16 protein-coding genes are annotated in these 20,815 nt (G+C 42.9%); 3 read left to right on the top strand and 13 right to left on the bottom strand.

The window, feature by feature from the left end:
- Positions 1-11: 11 nt before the first annotated feature.
- Genes FCU94_RS04855 through FCU94_RS04845 form a run of 3 tightly spaced genes read left to right on the top strand, consistent with a single transcriptional unit; the run spans position 12 to position 5,186 of the window.
- Positions 12-1,292 carry a type VI secretion system ImpA family N-terminal domain-containing protein gene (locus tag FCU94_RS04855; protein WP_176287406.1) on the top strand — a complete coding sequence of 427 codons (1,281 nt, stop codon included), beginning with the start codon at positions 12-14 and terminating at the stop codon, positions 1,290-1,292.
- A 23-nt stretch (positions 1,293-1,315) separates the two neighbouring features.
- Positions 1,316-4,702, top strand: coding sequence for a type VI secretion system membrane subunit TssM (gene tssM, locus FCU94_RS04850; protein WP_176287405.1), 3,387 nt, complete (start codon positions 1,316-1,318; stop codon positions 4,700-4,702).
- A 31-nt stretch (positions 4,703-4,733) separates the two neighbouring features.
- Positions 4,734-5,186 (top strand): Lrp/AsnC family transcriptional regulator, encoded by a 453-nt coding sequence (locus tag FCU94_RS04845; RefSeq protein ID WP_049846758.1) that lies wholly within the window; start codon positions 4,734-4,736, stop codon positions 5,184-5,186.
- 45 nt (positions 5,187-5,231) lie between these two features.
- Here the strand turns inward: FCU94_RS04845 and tssG are convergent, their stop codons facing one another.
- The 13 genes from tssG to FCU94_RS04780 form a co-directional block, all read right to left on the bottom strand.
- A complete protein-coding gene (tssG, locus tag FCU94_RS04840) occupies positions 5,232-6,230 on the bottom strand; it encodes a type VI secretion system baseplate subunit TssG (RefSeq protein ID WP_176287404.1) in 999 nt (332 codons plus the stop codon).
- Complete coding sequence (gene tssF, locus FCU94_RS04835; RefSeq protein ID WP_176287403.1) at positions 6,227-7,975, bottom strand: type VI secretion system baseplate subunit TssF; 1,749 nt, start codon at positions 7,973-7,975, stop codon at positions 6,227-6,229. The genes tssG and tssF overlap by 4 nt, the downstream gene beginning before the upstream one ends.
- Before the next feature lie 10 nt (positions 7,976-7,985).
- On the bottom strand, positions 7,986-8,396 hold the full coding sequence (gene tssE / locus FCU94_RS04830; RefSeq protein ID WP_049846755.1) for a type VI secretion system baseplate subunit TssE: 411 nt from the start codon (positions 8,394-8,396) through the stop codon (positions 7,986-7,988).
- A gap of 61 nt (positions 8,397-8,457) precedes the next feature.
- Positions 8,458-9,933 carry a type VI secretion system contractile sheath large subunit gene (gene tssC, locus FCU94_RS04825; protein WP_176287402.1) on the bottom strand — a complete coding sequence of 492 codons (1,476 nt, stop codon included), beginning with the start codon at positions 9,931-9,933 and terminating at the stop codon, positions 8,458-8,460.
- A gap of 8 nt (positions 9,934-9,941) precedes the next feature.
- Complete coding sequence (gene tssB, locus FCU94_RS04820) at positions 9,942-10,448, bottom strand: type VI secretion system contractile sheath small subunit (protein ID WP_176287401.1); 507 nt, start codon at positions 10,446-10,448, stop codon at positions 9,942-9,944.
- Between the two features lie 26 nt (positions 10,449-10,474).
- Positions 10,475-12,049, bottom strand: a complete 1,575-nt coding sequence (tssA, locus tag FCU94_RS04815) for a type VI secretion system protein TssA (protein ID WP_176287400.1) — start codon at positions 12,047-12,049, stop codon at positions 10,475-10,477.
- 2 nt (positions 12,050-12,051) lie between these two features.
- Entirely contained in the window at positions 12,052-14,043 is a 1,992-nt protein-coding gene (locus FCU94_RS04810; RefSeq protein WP_176287399.1) for a serine/threonine protein kinase, read from the bottom strand.
- A gap of 236 nt (positions 14,044-14,279) precedes the next feature.
- Positions 14,280-15,221 carry a hypothetical protein gene (locus FCU94_RS04805; RefSeq protein ID WP_176287398.1) on the bottom strand — a complete coding sequence of 314 codons (942 nt, stop codon included), beginning with the start codon at positions 15,219-15,221 and terminating at the stop codon, positions 14,280-14,282.
- A gap of 4 nt (positions 15,222-15,225) precedes the next feature.
- A complete protein-coding gene (locus FCU94_RS04800; protein ID WP_176287397.1) occupies positions 15,226-16,206 on the bottom strand; it encodes a DUF2169 family type VI secretion system accessory protein in 981 nt (326 codons plus the stop codon).
- Positions 16,187-17,506 (bottom strand): hypothetical protein, encoded by a 1,320-nt coding sequence (locus FCU94_RS04795; RefSeq protein ID WP_176287396.1) that lies wholly within the window; start codon positions 17,504-17,506, stop codon positions 16,187-16,189. The genes FCU94_RS04800 and FCU94_RS04795 overlap by 20 nt, the downstream gene beginning before the upstream one ends.
- Before the next feature lie 39 nt (positions 17,507-17,545).
- Positions 17,546-18,031: a hypothetical protein gene (locus FCU94_RS04790; RefSeq protein WP_176287395.1), complete on the bottom strand. Its 486-nt coding sequence runs from the start codon at positions 18,029-18,031 to the stop codon at positions 17,546-17,548.
- Complete coding sequence (gene tssI, locus FCU94_RS04785) at positions 18,031-20,109, bottom strand: type VI secretion system Vgr family protein (protein WP_176287394.1); 2,079 nt, start codon at positions 20,107-20,109, stop codon at positions 18,031-18,033. Before tssI ends, FCU94_RS04790 begins: the two co-directional genes overlap by 1 nt.
- A 72-nt stretch (positions 20,110-20,181) precedes the next feature.
- Entirely contained in the window at positions 20,182-20,700 is a 519-nt protein-coding gene (locus tag FCU94_RS04780; protein ID WP_004748728.1) for an Hcp family type VI secretion system effector, read from the bottom strand.
- Positions 20,701-20,815 lie beyond the last annotated feature (115 nt).

Raw genomic sequence — 20,815 nt, 5'->3', positions numbered from 1 at the left:
GTACTAAAAATATGTTTTTCAGCGAGTTCGCCAGAAGGCCGATCGATGAAAATAATCCGAGCGGCTTAAATCCCAACGGCTTGGATGATTTTGATGAGATCAAACGTCAAGTAAATAACTTGAATAAAGTGACAGGTCGAGTGTCATGGAAAAGTGTTCAGACGTTATCAAAAAAAATTCTCACAACCCACAGCAAGGACTTTCGCTGCAGTTGCTACTACACTGTCGCATCGACTCACAATGAAGGGTTAAAAGGGCTCGTCGAAGGCCTTAATTCACTTCTCGACCTGTGTATCGTCTACTGGTACTCTGCTTATCCAGAGCACTCTAAGCCAAATGCGCGAATGAGTGCTGTTGAGTGGATGGTCGAATATGTTGAAAAACGTATCAAAAAGTACACTCCTCGCCCTGAGGAACTACCACTTATAGAAGCAGCGCACCAATTATGCCTACGTATTGAAGAGGAATTACGCCTGCACTATGGCATCAAAGCACCTTCATTTGGTCGTATACGTCGCATATTGAGCCAGTGGATTGAAGAGTTCAAAGAAACACGCAAAGCGCTAGAAGCAACTCACAAGCCAAAGCCAACAAACACTGAACAGTCCGTACCCGGAATTAAAGTAGAGATCGCTCCTCCAGTTAAGCCTGTGGAAAAAGAAAAAGCACCAGAGCCAAAAAGCAATGTCGCCACCTATGCGCTTATTGGGTTGATTCTTTTTGCATTTTTTGCACATTTCATCCACAAACAATATGAGTATTCTTCCCTGACACAGCAGATTAGCCATGCGTCTTTAACGGAGCTGTCTTCAATCGTTGACTCTCTTAGTCATGAAAACAAGACTCACACCGCGGCGCTAAGAGAATCTACTGTAGATCGCCTTAGTTCTCTTATGACTAATTGGTATTTTGACCCCGTCAAAGTCAGCAATATCGAAGTCATCGATGACCTGACTTTGAAACTGACAAGGCTGTATCCTGACTCATCTTCTATTTCACAGCTGCGTGAGAACTTCGAGGCACAACGAAAGAATTTCGAGCAGGAGTTCACAACTATTCACAAGCGATTTTCACATGCTAGAACTGTTTTCGCCAATATCGCGAATCAGAACTCAAACAAAGATGCAGAAGCGGCATACAAGTACAGTAACTCACTGTTTCCTTTACTAGGTAGAATCGAATACGCAGAAAAACAACAGGAGCAATCAGAAATTGAGCGCTCATTGCTGTTGCTCAACACCTATCTATACAAGTTACAACAAATAAAAACAGACAAAACTAACAACAAATAACTACGTCAAAAAACCAAAGGCTTATGTTTAAACAAAAAATAACTAGGAACCCAATAGTGGTTTCCACCATCATTGCTTTGCTGCTCGCAGCAATACTGATCGCCGCATCTTTGTTCTGGTTAGAAGAAGACCAAGAACTGTATCTTTGGGTAGGGCTGGCTTCTATAGTCACTTTCTATCTGATTTTTCAGGTAACTCTCTGGTATAAGAAGAAAAATAATCTAAAAGCGCAACGCCTAGAGACGGAAGAAGAAGCACTATCAATGGTCATACGACCACTGCTTGCCAACGCAGGTAATAAACCAATTTACTTGATGATTGGTAATAAGGCGTCTGGCCGGTGTCAGTTTTTGTTTAACTCTAGCGCCATTAAGCCCATGGACAAGACTCGTACCGCGAAAAACGATTTTTTCCAATGGTTCGAATCTGACAGCGCGGTATATGTAAAGCCAGATCAGAGACTCGTATTCCAAGAAGTCTCAAGCAGTGATGCTTCTCTTTGGACTACGTTTGTAGACGAAGTGATCCGATATCGACCACGCAAACCTTTCTCAGGATGCCTACTGTTTGTTGACTTCGAGTTCCTCATCATTTCAGAACCAGAGCAAAAAGATTACACCATGACTGCGCTGCTAGAACGCATGACGTCTATCAACGAAAAAACCTCTTCTGCTCTACCTGTATATTTAATGATGTCCAAATTGGATAAGCTTGACGGTTTCAAAGAGTATGTGGGTTTCAGCTCGCTCAAATCTCGCGTGGAGTTTCTTTCTATTCCACTAAAAGAAGCAAAAGGTGTCATGACTGAGTACTACCGTGACAGCTATCAGAACCTGGTAAAAGTACTTGAGACAAATGCCCTAGATTCTTCATCATCATCGAACGATATTGCAGAGAAACAAGCTATTCTTTCATTTCCAAAGCAGTTTGAACTCTGCCAATCGGAGATCGGCTACATTCTTGATCGCCTTTGCGAAGCCAATAACGGATTGTACGCTTTAGACATCCGTGAAATTTTCTTTTGTTCTAGTTTGCAAGGTGGTCGAAAGTACAACTTACTCGCGAAAAGTTGCAGCAACTATTTTAATTTACCGATCATAGCCTCTGAGCATACCCACCTAACAGAAACCCCTTATTTTTCAAGATTTTTAATGGACTCTCAAGTGTTGCCAGAAAGTGACTTTGCCGGAGAGAACAAAGCTTACCTTCGGATAATCCAAAGGCAAAGTCGCCTAGCAATGCTCGCGTCCATTATTTTACTCGTAGGCGGCGGCTACTTCTTAGCTACTACGCTTGACAGTAATTTACGTGTCATTCACCAGCTACTTGGAATTAATGATAAAAGTCAAAGCGATCAAAACTCAGACTTTAACACTTTGCTCGCTGACGCGAACAAAACGGTTCAACCCTCGTACAATGCATGGTTAAGTGGTTCAAAAGCTCTAGAAGACCAACTATTACCACTCAATATAAGCCGTTTAGACGAAAGTACTAAAATTGCATATGGGGCACTCATCCAACAGGTATCTCAGCAAATAATGCCCATTTTAGAACGTGGTTATCGTGTCCAACTGACGCAAGACCTTCATGACGTCAATCGTTCGATGCCATTGCTTAAAGGGTACTTAATGCTCCATGACCCTTCTAAACGAGATATCACCTTTCTTCGCAACCAAACTTTAGAAGTGCTTAGCGAATTAAGTGAGCCTGAGCTAGTGCAGCAGACTATGGGCTATCTAGACGCTTATTTCCGTACCGAATTTGCCCCAGTAAACATTAGTATGGACCTTGTTCGTGCCACTAGACGTTCGTTGCTATCGAACTCCAATGTTGACCTTGTGTACGCGGGTATATTAAGCCAAGCAAAAGCGACTGGTTTAGGTTCTTTAGATCTTCAACGTGCTGTCGGGTTTGAGTTTAGTAACGTCTTCTCAACTCCAACTGATGCAGAACGATTGGCGATTGACAAAGCCTATACTTCCACAGGATTTAGTACTTTTTATCGTCCTCGTGTAGATCTATTGTCTCAACAAGTCATCAGTGATAATTGGGTACTTGGCTTGTCAAATCATGTTATCCCCACACCGCAAGAACAAGAGGCCTTTAAAGACCAGGTCCGCAAGAAATATACTGATGACTACATTAGCTATTGGCGTAACGCACTAAGTGAACTCAAAGTACAACACTATGAAAATGTCGGCGATCTAACCAATGCAATAGACTTAATTTCGGGGCCTTCATCTCCTCTGACAACTGTTTTAAAGCAAGTCTATGCCAATACACAGTTCTCTCCCATAGGAGAACAAAATGCTCTCGTTTCAAAGGTAAACCCGAAGCTACTAGATGTCGCCAATTCTGCTTCGGAAGCAGCTGAAGAAGTGATCAAACCTGATTACCTACTAATGAAACGTGTCGAGCAGGCTTTCCATTTACTAAACCAACTGCAAGTCAGTGAAACTCCAAACTCTCCTACACCGTGGGACGAAACAATTGCAGCACTGAGCCGTGTTCGTACCTACATGAAAGACATTGCTGATGCCCCAGATCCACAAATGGCGGCTTTGGCCGCAGCTCAGCATAGAATGAACAGTACTGATGCAGATCCGTTAATTAAGCTCAAGCAAATTGCGCAAAAATCACCTGAACCAGTCAGAAGTTGGCTGCTTGAAGTCGTTAAACAAAGTTGGTCAGTAATGATTACCGAATCGTCAAAAGGTATCCAAACTCAATGGTATAGCGAAGTCTATACCAAGTTTAAAGAACTCGGCCTCGGCAAGTATCCTTTTGATCTATCGGCAACTGAAGAAATTTCTATTGAAGACTTTGAGCTTCTCTTCGCATCGGGTGGCTTGCTAGACACCTTTATACAAAAGAACTTTGCACCGTTTTATGACACCAACTTATGGACACCAAAACAGGTTGATGGCGAGACTATGCCTCTCTCGCCTGCGATGCTGGTACAGCTACGTAACTACAACGTCATAAGAGATACGCTAATTAATAAACGTACCAACCGCGTTAATATACCTTTTAGCACTAAAGTACTAGACCTTGATTCAAGTGCGATCAGAGCAAGTATTAAAATTGCTGACACTGATATTAGCTACTATCACGGTCCGAGCAGAATTCGTGAGATGGAGTGGCCACCTCAAAATGGTGACTTCAACATCAGTATCACGATCCAAGATGTAACCGACGAAGGTAAACAGCACGTTTTAAATAAGAGTGGTCAATGGGCGATATATAGATTGCTAGGTGATTCGTCCCTGACAAACACTCATAACGGTAGCTTCGTCAGTAACATAAAAGTGTCAGGACGGGATTTGAGCCTTCGTATCACCCCACTGACACAGAAAAACCCGTTTACTCTAGCGGAGCTGTATAGCTTTACACTTCCAGAGTCAATTTAATAAATATATAAAAATAAATTAGGCAGAACACATGATTTCTAACATGACTTTACAAGGCTTAGATAAGTTGGATCGAAAAATACTTTCGAGCCTGTTATCAAACGGACGTCAGTCAATCGCAAACCTATCTCGTAACATCGGTTTGTCTCGTACAGCAGTGGCCGAGCGAATCAACCGACTAGAGCAGACTGGTATTATCAAAGGATATACGGCTCAAATACGTGTCGAGAACGAAGGGCGTACGGCAGCAAGCTACTTGCTTATTTCTTGTGAGAAAGGCAAGAAAAATGATGTCACAAATGCGCTTAAAGAGATCCCGGAAGTACGCTTAACGAGTGTCGTTGGCGGTAACTTTGATATTATTGCCTTGATCGAAGCTCCAGATCTACAGTCTATTCACCATCTATCCAATGAAATTGAGTCTTTCAGTGGAATCCAAAAACTTGATACGACTGTAGTGCTCCACCAGCCTATTAGTCGCTAGTAGGCGAGATATATCTGTGAAAAAGCCGCTCTTTAGAGCGGCTTTTTAAATACTTCCAATAACTTTAATCGCTACGTCTTTCTCGCTGGGGTTGCCCAACCATGCGGTCTGCCCTAAGTGGTTTCCTTCCCCATGCCCCAATTTGTTCGCAGGTACCGTATCGAGGTTCACCGTTAGTTTCAGATCCCAAGACATTGGGTCTCGCAATATAAATCGCATTAAACCAACCAATGTATTGTGCAATTCGCCACCATATGAAAAGCGCCTAAAAGTGGCAAAGTCAATCTCATCGATGCATAAGTTAAACTTACCGTTCAAATCCGCAATACTTTGACCTAAGTGTAGAGTCTGGCCTAAAACACAGTTAGCTCGGTTTAGCTTGTTTCTCTGGCACTCGGCGATGTTAACTCTTCGATAAACCCACTCTTCAATTCTCACACTAGGCAGAGAGAAATAGTGAGAAACGATTCCCGCAATCAACTTGGGAGAACGCGTACGTGTGGATAATTGATTGACGTAAGAAAGTATTTTTGCCCTGTCTAGTTCAGCGACTTCACAGTCTTGCATCACACCAGACAGACCCGCTAAGTGCAGTATTCGGCCAGAGAATGTATCACTAGCACCGCTTTGATACTGAACGTGATAGCGATATTTCTTCCACACACGATAGAGTAAACTCGTATAGCGATTGTGGAAGAAATCAAAAAATCCCTTGACCGGATTATCGTCTGGGTCTCTTCCGGCCAGCTTTTCTGTATATGATGCAGGTAGCGGTGAGCTGGCCCCATGTAAGCCTAAAAAATTGGTTTCAATTCGAGAGTATTGCTGACCATTACGCTCCATATGGACAATAAAGTCCATATCACTCTTAGGAAAACTTAACTTCGGAGAAACACTGAACTCTATGCGCTCTTGATGAAAGTATTTGTTCTCTCCCACCGCAGAAAAATTGGAATCTGGTAGGCGCTGATAGTGCTTTTCGAGCAGTAAAACTGCTTGGTAGAAGCTAAACTCGTGCGAATCTTCAGATAGTACATTTATCATAGTATTGTCTGCTGTCCGATTAAGCTGGCCCATCTGTACACTTCACCACTCGCTTCATCAAAGACCTCAAGCTCTGTAAATGAGTTAACACTTGAATAAAGTCTGATGAATTCGTTCAATACATTCACCATCAAAAACATATCACCTTCATTAACAAAATATTTTGAGTTGGTGACTAGTTTGAACTGGTTACCACGCACTGAGACACCTCTAAACACGCGATCGATCGGCTTCATTTCAGAAGAAATAATGCCATCTAGGCGATGTATTGAAGCTCGATGTGCCTGCCTATCAACACGAGAGTGAAAATCATATGTCGATAACAAGACCTTAAGAACATCGATATTTGCTAAAGACAAATAGTTTAACGACATGTTTGCGATAAGTTGCCACTGTAGCTCACCATTAACTTGAGGGCTGACAGATTGCGTTGGCTTAGTAATATTTTCAAACGTCGCAAATGTCGGTGATTTGTGAGTAGCGTAAGTAATGTCTCCGACAGATAATCGCTCGGCTAAATCTGCATTGCTACATTGCAATTTCATCAGTACCGTTTCAGAGCCTAGATCTGCAATATCACCGTTATGGGTGTGGAAGGAAATATATCGCTCTAATCCTCGACCACTAACACGTTCACCCACTTTCGATTTATAAAACTCACGTTTGTCTCTTTGATTGATTTGATGTTCAAAAGTTTCAAACTCAATCAGTGGTTTGCGGCGACGCTCATCTTTGCTCCAACTTTCAACATGCTCAATAGAATAAACTTCATAATGGTCTTGATTGGTGCTTTGAGGACGTACTTTATATTCATTACGTCGATGATCTAACCTTATCGGATCACCGTCTTGATCAAACAGATTGACCGCCGGTGTGCAGTGTAAGCGTAGGTGCTTGTCCTTTAAAATTACTTCTGACGGTAGGGAACGCTTAAAATGAAACTTGATATTTACGTTGCTACGCTGGGGAATGCCTTTTAACCACTCTAAGCCATAAATATCAAAGAACATAAACTTGTCAGGTAATGAGAACAGCTCTTGCAATAATCGGTAGCCAGAAAAAGAGTTTTTACTGTATGGAAGCAACGCTTCTTGTTCTTGGAACCCGACAGGTTTTACAAACTCTGGACCAAGTTTATGTTTATATCCACCGCCCACGTCTAGCTCTACGTAATCTAGGTACCGGAACAACCATAAGAATACGGTGCGCGATATGTGAATTTCACCATGAAGATGTAACCTAAGCGTATCTAACCCAATACGAGACAGTTCAAGACCATGCTCAGTTGAAAGCGTAATTTCAATCGTTGAGCTTGTACGACTATTGGTTTGTTCTATACCTGTGATTGCGATGGGATATAACTCAACATCGTAGCAAGTACGGAACAAGCATTGTGTTCCTTCTACTTGCTCGCTTGCCATTTCGGCCCCTCTTTTAACAACTGTTTTTTCTGTCACACTACCAGTATGAGGTTTTAGCTCACTGATACACATAGACGGCACTGAACGCATGTAGTGAGGCCACAACAAAGTCATTAATGATTGAGTAAGCTCTGGCAATTCATCATCAATTTTTTCGCGAATTCTACCTGTAAGAAATGCAAAACCTTCTAGTAGTCGCTCTACATCAGGATCAAAGGTCCCCTCTGCAAGAAAATGCGTTAACTTCGGGTGATATTTCGCAAACTCGCTTCCGGCTTCACGAAGATACGTCAGCTCATCTTGAAAGTACTTACTGTTGCTCAAATGATACCTACTAAACGTTGAATTGGCCGTCAGTACCCATGTAGACATCAATCGACATCGGAACTCTACCGCCGTTGTGAGAGACTTCACCGCGAATGCCAAAGCCCAGTTGTAATGGGTTATGGTGATCCTCGCGATAATGAACTTCGACGCTACGCAACCTTGGTTCGAAACGCTCTATTGTTGATGTGATATTCTTTTGAATATGACGAACTAGGTTGGTGTTATTGGAAAGTACATCATTAAAATCTGGCAGACCGTACTCGTCATCGATCATCGCATTCCCCGAATGTGTGTTCAGCAAGTCTGCCAAATGTAAATGTATCGACTCGATCAAGTGCTTATGCGACACAACTTTTTCATAGCAGTTTTTTGGTTCGCCTAGTTCAATACGTTCTAAAAGTCGATAACCTTTTTCCATTCTTAGTCCTACGAAAAAAGCAGCCAGTATTCACTGGCTGCTTGATTATTTCCATCAAAGCTTATTGGTCTAACTTGCCAACCAATGACAAATCAAAGCTTGCGCCCATGTACTTAAAGTGAGGACGTACAGACATTGATACCTTGTACCAGCCTGGGTCACCCTCTACGTCAGACACTTCAACTTTTGCTGCGCGTAGAGGTCGACGACCACGTACTTCTGCTGGTGGGTTTTCTTGGTCTGAAACATACTGACGAATCCATTTGTTCAGTTCGATTTCCAAGTCAGAACGCTCTTTCCATGAACCGATCTGCTCACGCTGAAGAACTTTAATATAGTGAGCTAGGCGATTTATAATGAACATATACGGTAGCTGTGTACCAAGTTTATAGTTCATTTCAGCTTGTTTACCTTCTGGAGTATTAGCAAATACTTTCGGTTTTTGAACTGAGTTTGCAGAGAAGAACGCTGCATTGTCAGAACCTTTGCGCATGGTAAGTGCAATAAAGCCCTCTTCCGCTAGCTCGTACTCGCGACGGTCAGAAACGAGAATCTCTGTCGGGATCTTAGTTTCAATTTGACCCATTGACTCAAAGTTATATACCGGCAAGTCAAATACTGCACCACCACTTTGTGGGCCGATAATGTTTGGACACCAACGATACTTAGCAAACGACTCACTAATTTTTGAGGCCATCGCATAAGCCGAGTTGCCCCACAAGTAGTTATGGTGACTATCTGTTACTTGTTCATCGTAATCGAATGCTTTAATTGGGTTGTCTTGAACGGAGTATGGCGTACGTAACATAAAGCGAGATGTACATAGACCAACATAGCGAGCATCTTCGTGCTCACGGAATCCGCGCCATTTAGTGTATTGAGGGCCTTCAAATACAGATTTTAGATCTTTCAAGTTAGGTAATTCTTCGTAGCTATCTAAGCCAAAGAACTTAGAAGATGCCGAAGTAATAAATGGTGCATGAGACATTGCGCCTACATTAGCCATGTACTCCATTAGCTTGATATCAGGAGATGAAGCTGAAAGTTGGTAATCACAGATTACTGCACCTACAGGCTTACCACCAAACTGGCCATATTCACGAGTATAGATTTGCTTGTAAAGGCCAGACTTAACAACCTCTGGTGCATCTTCAAAGTCATCCAGTACTTCGTCCTTCTTCGCAGAAATCAACTCAATTTGGATGTTCTCTCTAAAGTCTGTGTGATCAACTAGGTACTTCAGACCACGCCAAGTAGACTCTACTGCTTGTACCTCTTCATTGTGAAGAATCGCATCCACTTGCTTTGACAATTTCTGGTCGATTTCTGAGATCATAAGATCAACCAGAGATTGATCTACTTTTTCAGTGTTAGAACTACTTAGCAGCTCACCGATAAATGCTTCAACGCCTCGTTTTGCAACGTCAAATCCTTCATCACTTGGCTTCAAACGTGTTTCATTAAGAATGCTATCCAGAAGTGAATCTGAAGCCGCTAAGGTAGCTTCTTGTTCTGGAGCTTGTGCTTCTGCAGACATGGTATCCCTTATTCTTCTTTCGCGCTTTGGTCTTCACCAATGCTCAATTCATCCAATAGTTTCTTTCTCGCTTCTTCGTCTTGAAGCACAGCAGCAATTTTCTTACGAAACGCTGGAACATTGCCAAGAGGGCCTTTTAGTGCGACCAAGGCTTCACGCAATTCGAGCAAGCTGTTAAGTTCAGGTACGCTTTTAGCGATTGCTTCTGGCGAGAAATCTTTCATGTTGGTAAATGTTAAATCTACGCCAAGCTGGGCACCTTCTTCATCTGAAAGTTGGTTTGGAACGTTCGCTTTAACATTCGGAGCATATCCTTCAAGCACTTCGTTAAAGTTGTCCTTGTCGATATTGATTGGAGTACGCTCTTCGATAGGTGTTTCATCTGCACGGGCAGTAAAATCCCCTACAACCATCATGCTCAGCGGCAGTTCTACGTCTTCTTGCGCATCACCTGTCGCTGGAACATAACGGATATTAATTCGCTCTTTAGGAGCCACCGAGCCATCACGTGACATATTTAGTTCCTTATCTAACTTTGTAATTAGTCATAAATTGCTTGCCACTCTTCGTATTTCGCAGGCAGAAGGTCTTTGGTTCGATATAACTGTTTAAGTGTTTTGCGAAATAGGTCTTCCAATTGCGACGATAAGTGGGGTTCCCAGCTTGCAAGATCAAACTCCTTTTGTACCTCCCACCCTTTATCGAGGTATGGTAAGCACAAGGCGTATAATCCCACTGACTGGTAAGCAGCTATCAGTTGTAAGTACAGCATGAACTGCCCTCTTCCTGAGCTATCTAACTCTAGCTTTCGGGCCAGTACTGCAGCACGTTCCCCTAAATTTGCTAGGGTGATATCCTCCATTAGCGATGAGTCTTCTTCCGTGACAACAACCGTCTGAACTATCGGTTGAGAGCACGATGAATCAGCAACTTGAGTAGACAACCAACTTATTGTCGCTTCATCTGCAAATGGTATAGAATTTTTGAACTTTAGATGTTCGATGCCCTCGAGCGCCCCAACGAAACGCTTAACCTCTTGCTTTACTGCAGTAGCAGCCTGTTCGAAACCAAGGTTAGTCAACATCGAGTAGACCATGTAATGGCCAGTCAACCAGAATGGTGCATCTGTGAGAGTTCTCTCAAGGCGCTTGATCGTATCAACATCGCTTTCCTGAAGAGCTTTGTCGCGGTATTCTGCTTGTTGGTCTGTTGAGACGGCAAGACTTAACGGAGTTTCAAAATTTTGATGTTCCGGCAGGGCATCAATATCATCCCAAGTCAGATGACGGTAAATACGATATGCAAGTGGATCACTGGCATCTGCGCCAATCATTACTTCCGCCACTTTTTTCAGAGTACGCTTAGAAGCCGATGGCGATGTAAAATCGGTATCAACGTCGACTTGCTTAGTCACAGGTTTGTTTGTGGCGACTGTAGCCGAGTCTGACTGCGTACTTGTTGGCGCGGGTGCCGATGTCGCATTTTCTACCGAGGGTACAGATTCATGCGCCGTGGGATTGAGCGGCATCGCCTGTGGAGCTTGTTCAATCTGATCGGATGAACCTTGATAGTCATCTACGGCTTGCTGAGATAACACATTCAGCTGAGTACGGATTTCGAAAAAATCCGCTTCTGAATCATGAAACACGTCATCAAACTGCCTTTGCACTTCTTCAACTGCCGTAATACAAGCCGAAACTAGCTCCCACGATTGAGGCTCATCAGCTAATTTGCTGCTTTGCAATTTAAACTGATGATTCAGCCATTCGACCGCGCCATCTCTTCCTCGTTTTCTATTCGGGTAAAGATCTGAACCAAATCTATTCAACGAGTCATTAAGCAGCACTAAGCCTTGTTTGAGTCCTTGCAATCCGCTCTCTTCACTCAGGGACCGAATTAGATAACATAAAGCCTTCAGGTCTTTGCTATGCCTTTCAAGTACTTCAGTCGCATGAGTTTTGACTACCTTCCAGTCAACTGTTTCGCCAAATAGAGAGCCAAACTTTTTGACCTCAGCTTCCATCATTTCATAGCAGAACTCGTAACGGGCATCTTCGCCTGCTGGAGAAGAGTCTGATATTGGGGCGAGCAACTTTTCTGAATTAATCGTAGTCATTATTAACTCCTGCCCTCGGAGAAGTAGTCTTTCAAAGCGTTATCGACAGCTATCGCACCTCTGGAAGGTTGGGAGATCTGATGCCCTTTATCAATTGATTCCTTCGCCATGTTGTTCAAAACTTCAATGATTTCATTGAAGTTCTTTGGTGCGTTCGTTTCTAAGTCCACCAGCGAGTCATGCAGTCGTTGTTTGTCAAAAATAGATTGTTCAGTAACCGTGCTAAACAAAATAAATTCACTTCTAGCCACAATCAGATCTTTAACTTTTTGGTTTAACTCGGGGGTTCGACCAAAAAACTCAATCGCCGCTTCAGCCACTGTGATAGCTTTCGTGTAGTAATGCTCTTTAGCATATTGGTCAATTGAGCTGTGGAGCTTCGACAGCACATTTGCAGGCAAAACCTGACTATAGAAATACGCTTCTGATTGGTTGAGCAACCAAGCTGCTTTAAGCTCTTTATCTGCAAGCTTTGCTTGTCCAGTTAGAATCAACTTGGTCAGTTGCTGCTCTTTACTCCCCGACAAAGCAGATAATTTCAACGCATTAATTGAAGCAGTATTGAGCCCGGCCATGACTGAAGTTAGCGTTTTGTCGGCATAAGGGAACAAAGCTCCATCATCAACCAGTTTCTGCCTGAGATTGACTATCTCTTTGCGTAAATCTACCAGTTCTTTAGGCAAATCATCGGCAAGGAGTTGGTAAGACTGCAATTCAGATTGGTTGTTTTTATATAACTTGGAGAGTTTCATCTGTTGCACTTGATACGCTTCTCGATAAGGAGCTGTCTTAACAACATTCTTCTCCATATCATTGAGAGAAAACTCGATATCCCAAGGTGATTGAGCCAAAAACGAAGCCGTTTGAGCCGGTTTTATGACACTAACGACTTCATTGGTAGACTGGGCAGGATTAATTATTGATTTCCACTCAGGCTGACTCTGGTCGTACAGGTAACTGCCAGTAATCGTTGCAACACTCAGCACCAAACTCGCTTCCAATATTTTGAAACGCCCGTACCCAGAACCTTCATAGGGTTTGCGATGAGTCAGCAACAAGTCTGCATTTCGCAGGCTGCTAAAAATCGGTGCGCTCGACTTGGAGTCAATCTCTTGAGCGTCGAGCCTTGCAACTTGCTGTGCAAAAGAAATAGCCGTATAGCCATGTCCTCTCGGATTGTTAATGACTTCTTTGAGTAGCTTCCAAATGTGATTTGGGATCAGTGGAACGCGTTTACGCTCGTTTAGTTGCTGATGCCAAGCATCACCAAAGATTGCACCTAGAAATAGATGGCCTGTAAGCAGAGCTAATGAGTAAACATCATCTTGTGGTTCGGTTGTTCCGGATTCTAGGTAAAGCGGAGACGCATAGCTTAAGCTTGCCTCAGAATAAGGTTCTGACTCACCAATATAGCGCGCAGCACCAAAATCAATCAGCTTTACATAGTCGCCTTCGCTTACCAGAACATTCGAAGGTTTAATATCGAGATGACAGATTCCGCGCGTATGCATGAACTCTAATGCACCTGCTAATTGATAAACCAACCAAGCAATGTGATCGTGACGGAAACCTTTAGTTGAATAGCGTTCCATCTTTTCAGCTAAGGATTCACCTTGAATCCACTCATACATCAAATAGGGTCTATCAAACTCTTTTCCTACTTTGATAAACTCAGCGACACTCGGATGCTGCGAAATCTCTAACCGACTCGCTTCGTTAATCAGCATCTTGATTGCCAAGTCTGAAGCATCTTCATTGACGACCTTGCAACAGAGTTGTTTCTCAGGCTGACCTTTTTTGGCAAGATGGTAGACCGTCGTCCTACCATTCTTTGATGGCAGTGTGTCTAGCACATCAAATTGTGAAAAAAGAACGTATTCAAGCTTGGGCTTATTCTTATTCGCCAGTCGCTGTTCGTTCTGTTTTTTTCTCTCAATGGCTTTTACAACCAACTGATCAATATATCCTTTGGCTGCTCCCTGCTTGTCAGACACTCTGCACTCTTTAATCGATAAACATTATTGAGCGCAGATAATATTTGGTGACACATCTCAGTTTCAAGGCTGGTATTAAAAACGAACAGTACACCTATTATTTTAGTTATTATTACTAGCCAATCTGCTTTTTTAACTTACGCTTTGACTATGTAGATTAAGTAGTTTTGATGCCAATAACACTCCCGAGATAAATTAGAATTAGTACGACCCTATATTAGGCGAAAATTTATTCATCAGGCTAACAATTGAAGTATTGCTTTGTCACCTTCAGGGCCAAACATCATTACTGTGGTAGGTTGATTAAAATGGTGGTTTTTTACTGCGTAAGCAATTAATGCTAACGAGGAGCTACCTCCCATCGTTCCCCATAATTCATTGATCAAATGAGGTTTCTGCGGTTGAACAAAACGCTCTGCTTTTGCACCCAAAGCGAACCCATAGTCTTCAGTATGCGCTCGTAGGTTAGACATATCAGAATACACCTCACCAAATGATTCAATGTGCTGGCTCGCGCGCTGGACAAGACGGTACATACCTCGACGATCCGTAGCACCTAGTTCAACGTCTAGATAACCTAGCGTTGCTTTAGGTTTTAGCTTGAGCGTTTCAACGATATTTCTCCGACAAAGAATCAAACCAGCACCACCTTCACTGGGGATAATTCCCCAAGGGTTATTAGTGCTCATCACTTTACCTTCTTTAACTAAATCACCCAGTACCTCTACTAAAGAATCAAGATGAATGCACATTATTGCATCATTTTCATCTAGAGATTTGATCGCTTTAAGGACAAAACTTGCTCCATCTGAATGAACAACATCGATTTTTGAAATGAAACCAGAATAACTACTTTCTTCTATCCATTCCTGCACCTTTACTAGAGAAGCCTCACGAGAAACTGCGATAATTAACGGTATAGGTTTTAACGATTGTGGTAATTGCTCTAGCAAGGATCTAAGGATGTAGCCAGACAGTTCACAAGTTTTTTCGAGGACTGTCTTTGCTTTGGTGTAATCAATTTTTGCATACGTAAAGCGTTCAATGCCATCGTCTCCCTCCAGTTGCTCAAACCTACCAAGATCGGCCTTTGCAACAGTTTGAGCGATTTCCAGATTCATACCTGTCGGGGTAATCAGTTCCATCCCAAGCACATAGCGATCAGCGGACCTATTCATATCCCTAACCTTTTTGTTGTTTAACTATCGAGGTGGAAATCAATAAGTGTTCTTTGTCTTGACATAAAAATGAAGCGTTATAACTCATTGATATTGTTTTATTTTCCGTATCTATAAATAGGCTATAAATTGACATTGGCACTTGATATGTCTCATCTTTAAATTTTGCGATTGCAATGTACCTGTCTTTGGGAGTACGAAATGAGATCGTGTCATCATGACAAAATCCACTCATCATCACACGTTCGCCCCCAATAAGGTGACCTTTGCACTGTTGATCTTGTGGAGCACTCTGATAAAACTGTGGGTTGAAATCTAGGGGTAATAGCGGCTTACGATTTTCGACCCAGTTCTCATCAAATGTGCCTGCAAGCTTTTGGCGAGTTTCAAAAAAAGGTGGTAACGGGCCGAAACCCGCGACACGAGCCTTCGAACCAGTCGCACTCCATTCGTCCTTTGGGTAGAACACTGAGGGCACTTTCTGTTTAAGTAGTTCTTCCTTTGAACCTGCGATACCACCACCTAATCGATTACGAATATCTCCCCCAATTGCACAAGAATAATCAATGTCTTTTTCAACAAAAGGGACGGGGTTGCTTAAGGTTATACCACCACCATGTTCAACCCATATACGATCTCCATGAACAGCTAAAGTTTTGTCGACGTGACCGTCAACGAGCACTCGACACTCATGGTAAGTCACCGGCTTTTTTGCGTAACTTCTCGCCTTGCCAAAAACCAGTACATCGGTATTCTTTTTGGTGTACGCAAACTCATGGTCAACCTTCATGGCGGAAAACCCAGGCTCACCTATATACTGTGGGTCATCAAAGATCTCGCTTTGTTCCAGTTCGCACCAACGACTTCCATCCCATTGCCAGGTTCTTTTTCCTACCACGACCCAAACTTCATTCCCTTGTTCATCACGTTGAAATCGCCCTTTCACAGTGACTTCGGAATTCGGTTCAATATCCCACAACTGCATTGCTACTCCTTAAGTTGAAGCGCTCACTCACCGAAGGCGTTGCTTTAAAGTTACGAAAATTCCAATCTTGCTGATGGACAGGCATCACCATATTCCAAGGAACGTAAGCTCTTGACTGAATGCACAGCTGTTGCCATAGCCACTCACGGAATACAAAGCTAATGTTAGAGTCTTGCAGTGCTGTAAGTGTCGTATCGAAATTTAATGCGTAACCGAGCCTACTCGGTGAGTTTTGCATGTGCTTACCTTTCGTAACCCATTCATTCAACAAATCGAGTGCCTGATGCCGATCATACTCAATGCCTAAGTCTCTTGGCCTAATCGGGAGTAGAGCACCATAAACGACATATAGAGCCTCCAGCCAAAGTTCATATTGATGGTCGTCAAGGTGTTCTAAGTTCTCAATCACTGTTAATACCAGTCTACAGTCTCCACTTAAAACAAAGTCGATATGTGCCAGTGGGGACTCAACATCAAACTCCATTAACTCTTTGATCTCGAGAAGTTTCGCGAACGTTTTGGTTTTTGATGAGGAAATATGCTGAACTTCAGTACCAAAGTACCTTCGAAACCAGGTACTTCTATCACCTTTAGTAATTAACCGCTCAAATAGATAATCGTCACCTTGCGCATTTTCGTTGAGCCAGCTAATCCCTTCTTCCACATCTTGTAATGCAAGAGTAGGAAAAGCCTGCTCAGCATTGATGCGCCCCGTTTTGTACCAATGCTTAATCAACCCAACACTCAAAGTCTGACGTAAGCGCAAGCATTCAAAATAGAGGGGGGCCGACTTTGAATTTCCTTCTATAAGGTCTGCTAATACGTTATCTAATGAAGAAAATGACGAGTGAGCAACAATAAGCGTCGCGGTGGTTGTATCAAGCTCATCAAGATAGCGCACGCCACTGAGCAGATTATCTAGGTCATCACAAAACTCATTTTGAAACATCAGCCATGTATAGATGTTAGGCTCAACATCCTTTTGTTGATGTATTAAGCCAGGGGCCAATCGATAGAAAGATATGTAAACTTGCTTGAGCTCTTCAATTTGTCGCTCAATTAGATTCAAATAAGTATTGTTTCGGCTTGGATATCCCTGTTTATATATTTGTACTCGTTGCCTAAGAAGAAACCCTAGACTCTCTGAAGCCAGCAACAGCTTTTCATTACAAAAGCAAACCCATGCCTCAGGCAGGGCAGAAAGCTCTTCGATTGTTCGCTCTGAATTTTCTAGCGCTATATCAATTTCTTGGTTCGTAATAGGAGTATTTAGCTGCTCAGCACCGATTCTTTCTCGCATCTACTTTTCCGTATTTGACACATAACAATGCGATGGCTATCAGTTAATAGCTATCGTTCCACCTTGAATTTTCTGGGCTTTTTCTGCTTGAGAAGTGACATACTTGGCCTTGGTTGTAATCCGCCCATCACGCCCGCTGTAGCGTGTTTGCGTTTCACCACTTTTGACAATTAACTCCTGTTCTGTCTCTATCACCATTTTCTTAGCCCGCAAGATAAACTCTTCTGATTCTTCAAGGATCGAGAAAAAAATGTCCGTCACTAAAGGTAAGCCCAAATCATCATTCAAAAATTCGATGCGACAGCTCAGTTGGTTGTCGATCGCCATTTGCAGCTCACTGCTACGAAAAGCCCGGCCCAATCGTGCGGTCAGTGGCTGATTAAATGGGTTACCTTCAAATTCAACTCGGACACTATTCGTCGATTTATTAATCGCGACTATGGTTCCAAAACGCGAAAAGCAAGCCGTTGATTTGGCTTGCTGCTCGGTGATGGTTTCTACATGAGTACGTTGTTTTTCCATCATTAATTTATCGCTACGTTGCCACCTTTCACTACAACTTTATCGCTGCCTTCAATGGTGATTGCAGAGCCTGTCAATTTAATTGAACCATCACTATTCATGACCAAAGAGGAGCCTCCTGTTTTCAATACGATTTTTTCGCCACTGATTATTTGCGTTGCCCCATCAGCTTTGTACGAAGTATTACCTTTCACAGAAACCGTTAAGTTACCACCAACCGTTTGATTGTCATCCGCACCAACATCAGAGTTTTTCGAAGCACCAACATTTAAATTGCTGTTCTCACCTACATCAAGATCGTCATTTTTGCCAATCTTGGTAGTGCGGTTGTCTCCGATTTCTAAGTCAGAGTTATTCTTCACATATTGAGTTTCGTTGGCGTTGTATGTCACCTTGACATCCTGCTCAACAGTCTCAGTGAAAGTGCTATTAACCTGAGTCGTTTTGTGACCATCAATGGTTTCTTTATGATCACCGTGGACATCATTTGTTTGGTGCCGACCAACTTTTAGGAACTCATCTTGCCCTATATCTCGATAACGATTGTTAAGTACCTTTGTCGACATATCCTTTTGAGCATGGATATATACTTCTTCTTGATTCGCTTCATCTTCAAAACTTAGCTCGTTGTACCCACTCCCTTTATGTGTCTGAGTGCGGAATGTGGTACGTGTTTTGTTCTCTGGCAAAGAGTACGGAGGAAAATGAAGGCCATTGTATACCGCACCCGTTACTAGTGGTCGATCTGGATCGCCTTCTAAGAAGGTGACGACAACTTCGTGTCCGATACGCGGCAGGTATACTGCACCCCAGGTTGGTGCAGCCATCGACTGACTAACACGGATCCAGCAACTTGAGTTCTCATCATTCTCACCATATCGATCCCAGTGAAACTGGACTTTTATTCGACCAAGCTTATCCGTGTAGATCTCTTCGCCAGCTGGGCCTACAACTACTGCCGTTTGTGGGCCATCGACTATCGGGGCCGAGAGTTTCGGTGCTTTGAACACCACGTCACGTGGAATACATGAAAAATGGTTGTAGTATGTTGTAGGCATACCACTTGTCTCATCTTCATGTACTTGTGGATCTTGCCCTGTATGAACAACAGATAACATGATGTAATCACGGTTTAGTTCAGCACGAGGGTGCTCATCAATGTTAAAGCTATAACCTGACACGAAGCGCATCACATCACTACTTGCTTCTACCTGTTGGTTATCTACAATCTGTTCAGACATCCATTCTGTCGTTCTCACCTGCCCCATGGCTGGGTCAAAATAGCGTCCAGGATAGTCAAATTGCTTAAGGTCCTGGTCCAAATCACCGGCACTGGTCATTTCCTGAGGAATTTTAGGGTGTTCGTAGTTGTAATCGGTATAGGTTACCTGACCCGTACGCACTCTATTCACTAGTTCGAGATCGGTAATATGTTCCCTATCTGCGACACCGCCACCATCGGAGTGATAAACAACTGGCCCTAGATAAGATGAGTTCAACGGAGTACTTAAAAGCGGAGGGATAGCATCGTTGCTATCGACAATTACCATAGTATGGTTAGTATCGGTATGCTCAAAATAGTACCACATACCGTGTTCTGCCATTATTCGTTGTACGAAATGAAGGTCAGACTCACGATACTGCAAGACGTATTCTTTGGCAGGATACATACCCGATAGTTCAAGGCGGTAATCTGTAACGGAGCCATCATCGAGAACTTCGGTAATAATATCTGACGCTGATTTTTGTTGAAAAATACGACAATCTTGGCGCTGTGATAAGAACCAAGCTTGTGGCACTAACACCAACTGATAGCGAGAGAATCGACGACCAGATCCAAGGTAACGCACTTCATTGACGACACCATTAAAAACACGAGCAGCCCCAACCCCTTGACCATAAAGGGTTAACGAACCTGCTTTGCGAATAAGAGTATCGAACGAAATATCTGGATCAAGTGAAAGTAATGACAGACTGATGTGAAAAGGTTTGGATAGTTCTTCGGTTACCTGAAAACTTTCGACCCGAAATTCATGCCCACATCCAGGCACTTCAAATTTAAATTCTACGTCATTCACCATATCTTTTACCTGATACAAATAATGGAATTAGGGCCAACAAATGTTGGCCCTGAATCTTTGCACGAAAAGCGATTATGCTTCGCGTGGAGCACGCCAGTCGTCGTTACCCGCTGTACCACAGTTTTCGTGAGTCACTTCAATTGCGCGGTAAGTGAACTTAAGTACTTCTTCTGTCACGCGGTCAGCCGTTGCTGCATCTTGGCAGTGGTTCATACGAGTTTGAATATCAACTAGTAGAGCATCAATCAATTTGATTGAGTAGTAGTGCTCTTGCTTACCTTGCACTGACGTGCGGTAAAAACGAATTACACACTCAGGTAGTTTCTCGCCAGATACAAGTGCGTTGAACAGAAGCGGAGAAGAACGGTCTTGAACTTTAGTTACAACTACTGGGCGGTGTACACGCTGACCTGTAGGCTGGCCACTTTGTGGGTCACGTGGAACAGTTAGCACGTGGTCAAGCTCTTGCACTAGGAACTCGTCAACGTGAGCTTCTTGCCAAGTGTTACCTACAGAATCTGCAGAGTAAGTATCTTTAGTAATGTGACCTTGAGTTTCACCGTTGATAGACATATATGCTGGAGTTGGCATCGCTATTTCCTTTTTTAAAATCTAAATTTGTTAAATCACCAAATCGCTTATCACCGCGACTGGTTAGTACTATTCAAACTCCATGCCAACTATTAAAACACTTAAAATACAATCA

Origin of the sequence: Vibrio sp. JPW-9-11-11, assembly GCF_013369335.1 — a bacterium.
GTDB lineage: Bacteria > Pseudomonadota > Gammaproteobacteria > Enterobacterales > Vibrionaceae > Vibrio.
Note: the sequence above shows the minus strand (reverse complement) of the source record. Positions and strands in the feature narration are given on the sequence as shown.

Coding starts and splice junctions, on each gene's coding strand:
- tssC (WP_176287402.1), bottom strand. CDS start 9,933: ATGTCTGCAGAAGCACAAGCTCCAGAACAAGAAGCTACCTTAGCGGCT.
- FCU94_RS04795 (WP_176287396.1), bottom strand. CDS start 17,506: ATGCGAGAAAGAATCGGTGCTGAGCAGCTAAATACTCCTATTACGAAC.
- FCU94_RS04845 (WP_049846758.1), top strand. CDS start 4,734: ATGATTTCTAACATGACTTTACAAGGCTTAGATAAGTTGGATCGAAAA.
- tssB (WP_176287401.1), bottom strand. CDS start 10,448: ATGTCACGTGATGGCTCGGTGGCTCCTAAAGAGCGAATTAATATCCGT.
- FCU94_RS04790 (WP_176287395.1), bottom strand. CDS start 18,031: ATGATGGAAAAACAACGTACTCATGTAGAAACCATCACCGAGCAGCAA.
- tssI (WP_176287394.1), bottom strand. CDS start 20,109: ATGGTGAATGACGTAGAATTTAAATTTGAAGTGCCTGGATGTGGGCAT.
- tssG (WP_176287404.1), bottom strand. CDS start 6,230: ATGATAAATGTACTATCTGAAGATTCGCACGAGTTTAGCTTCTACCAA.
- FCU94_RS04805 (WP_176287398.1), bottom strand. CDS start 15,221: ATGAATAGGTCCGCTGATCGCTATGTGCTTGGGATGGAACTGATTACC.
- FCU94_RS04780 (WP_004748728.1), bottom strand. CDS start 20,700: ATGCCAACTCCAGCATATATGTCTATCAACGGTGAAACTCAAGGTCAC.
- FCU94_RS04855 (WP_176287406.1), top strand. CDS start 12: ATGTTTTTCAGCGAGTTCGCCAGAAGGCCGATCGATGAAAATAATCCG.
- tssM (WP_176287405.1), top strand. CDS start 1,316: ATGTTTAAACAAAAAATAACTAGGAACCCAATAGTGGTTTCCACCATC.
- tssE (WP_049846755.1), bottom strand. CDS start 8,396: ATGGAAAAAGGTTATCGACTTTTAGAACGTATTGAACTAGGCGAACCA.
- tssA (WP_176287400.1), bottom strand. CDS start 12,049: ATGACTACGATTAATTCAGAAAAGTTGCTCGCCCCAATATCAGACTCT.
- FCU94_RS04800 (WP_176287397.1), bottom strand. CDS start 16,206: ATGCAGTTGTGGGATATTGAACCGAATTCCGAAGTCACTGTGAAAGGG.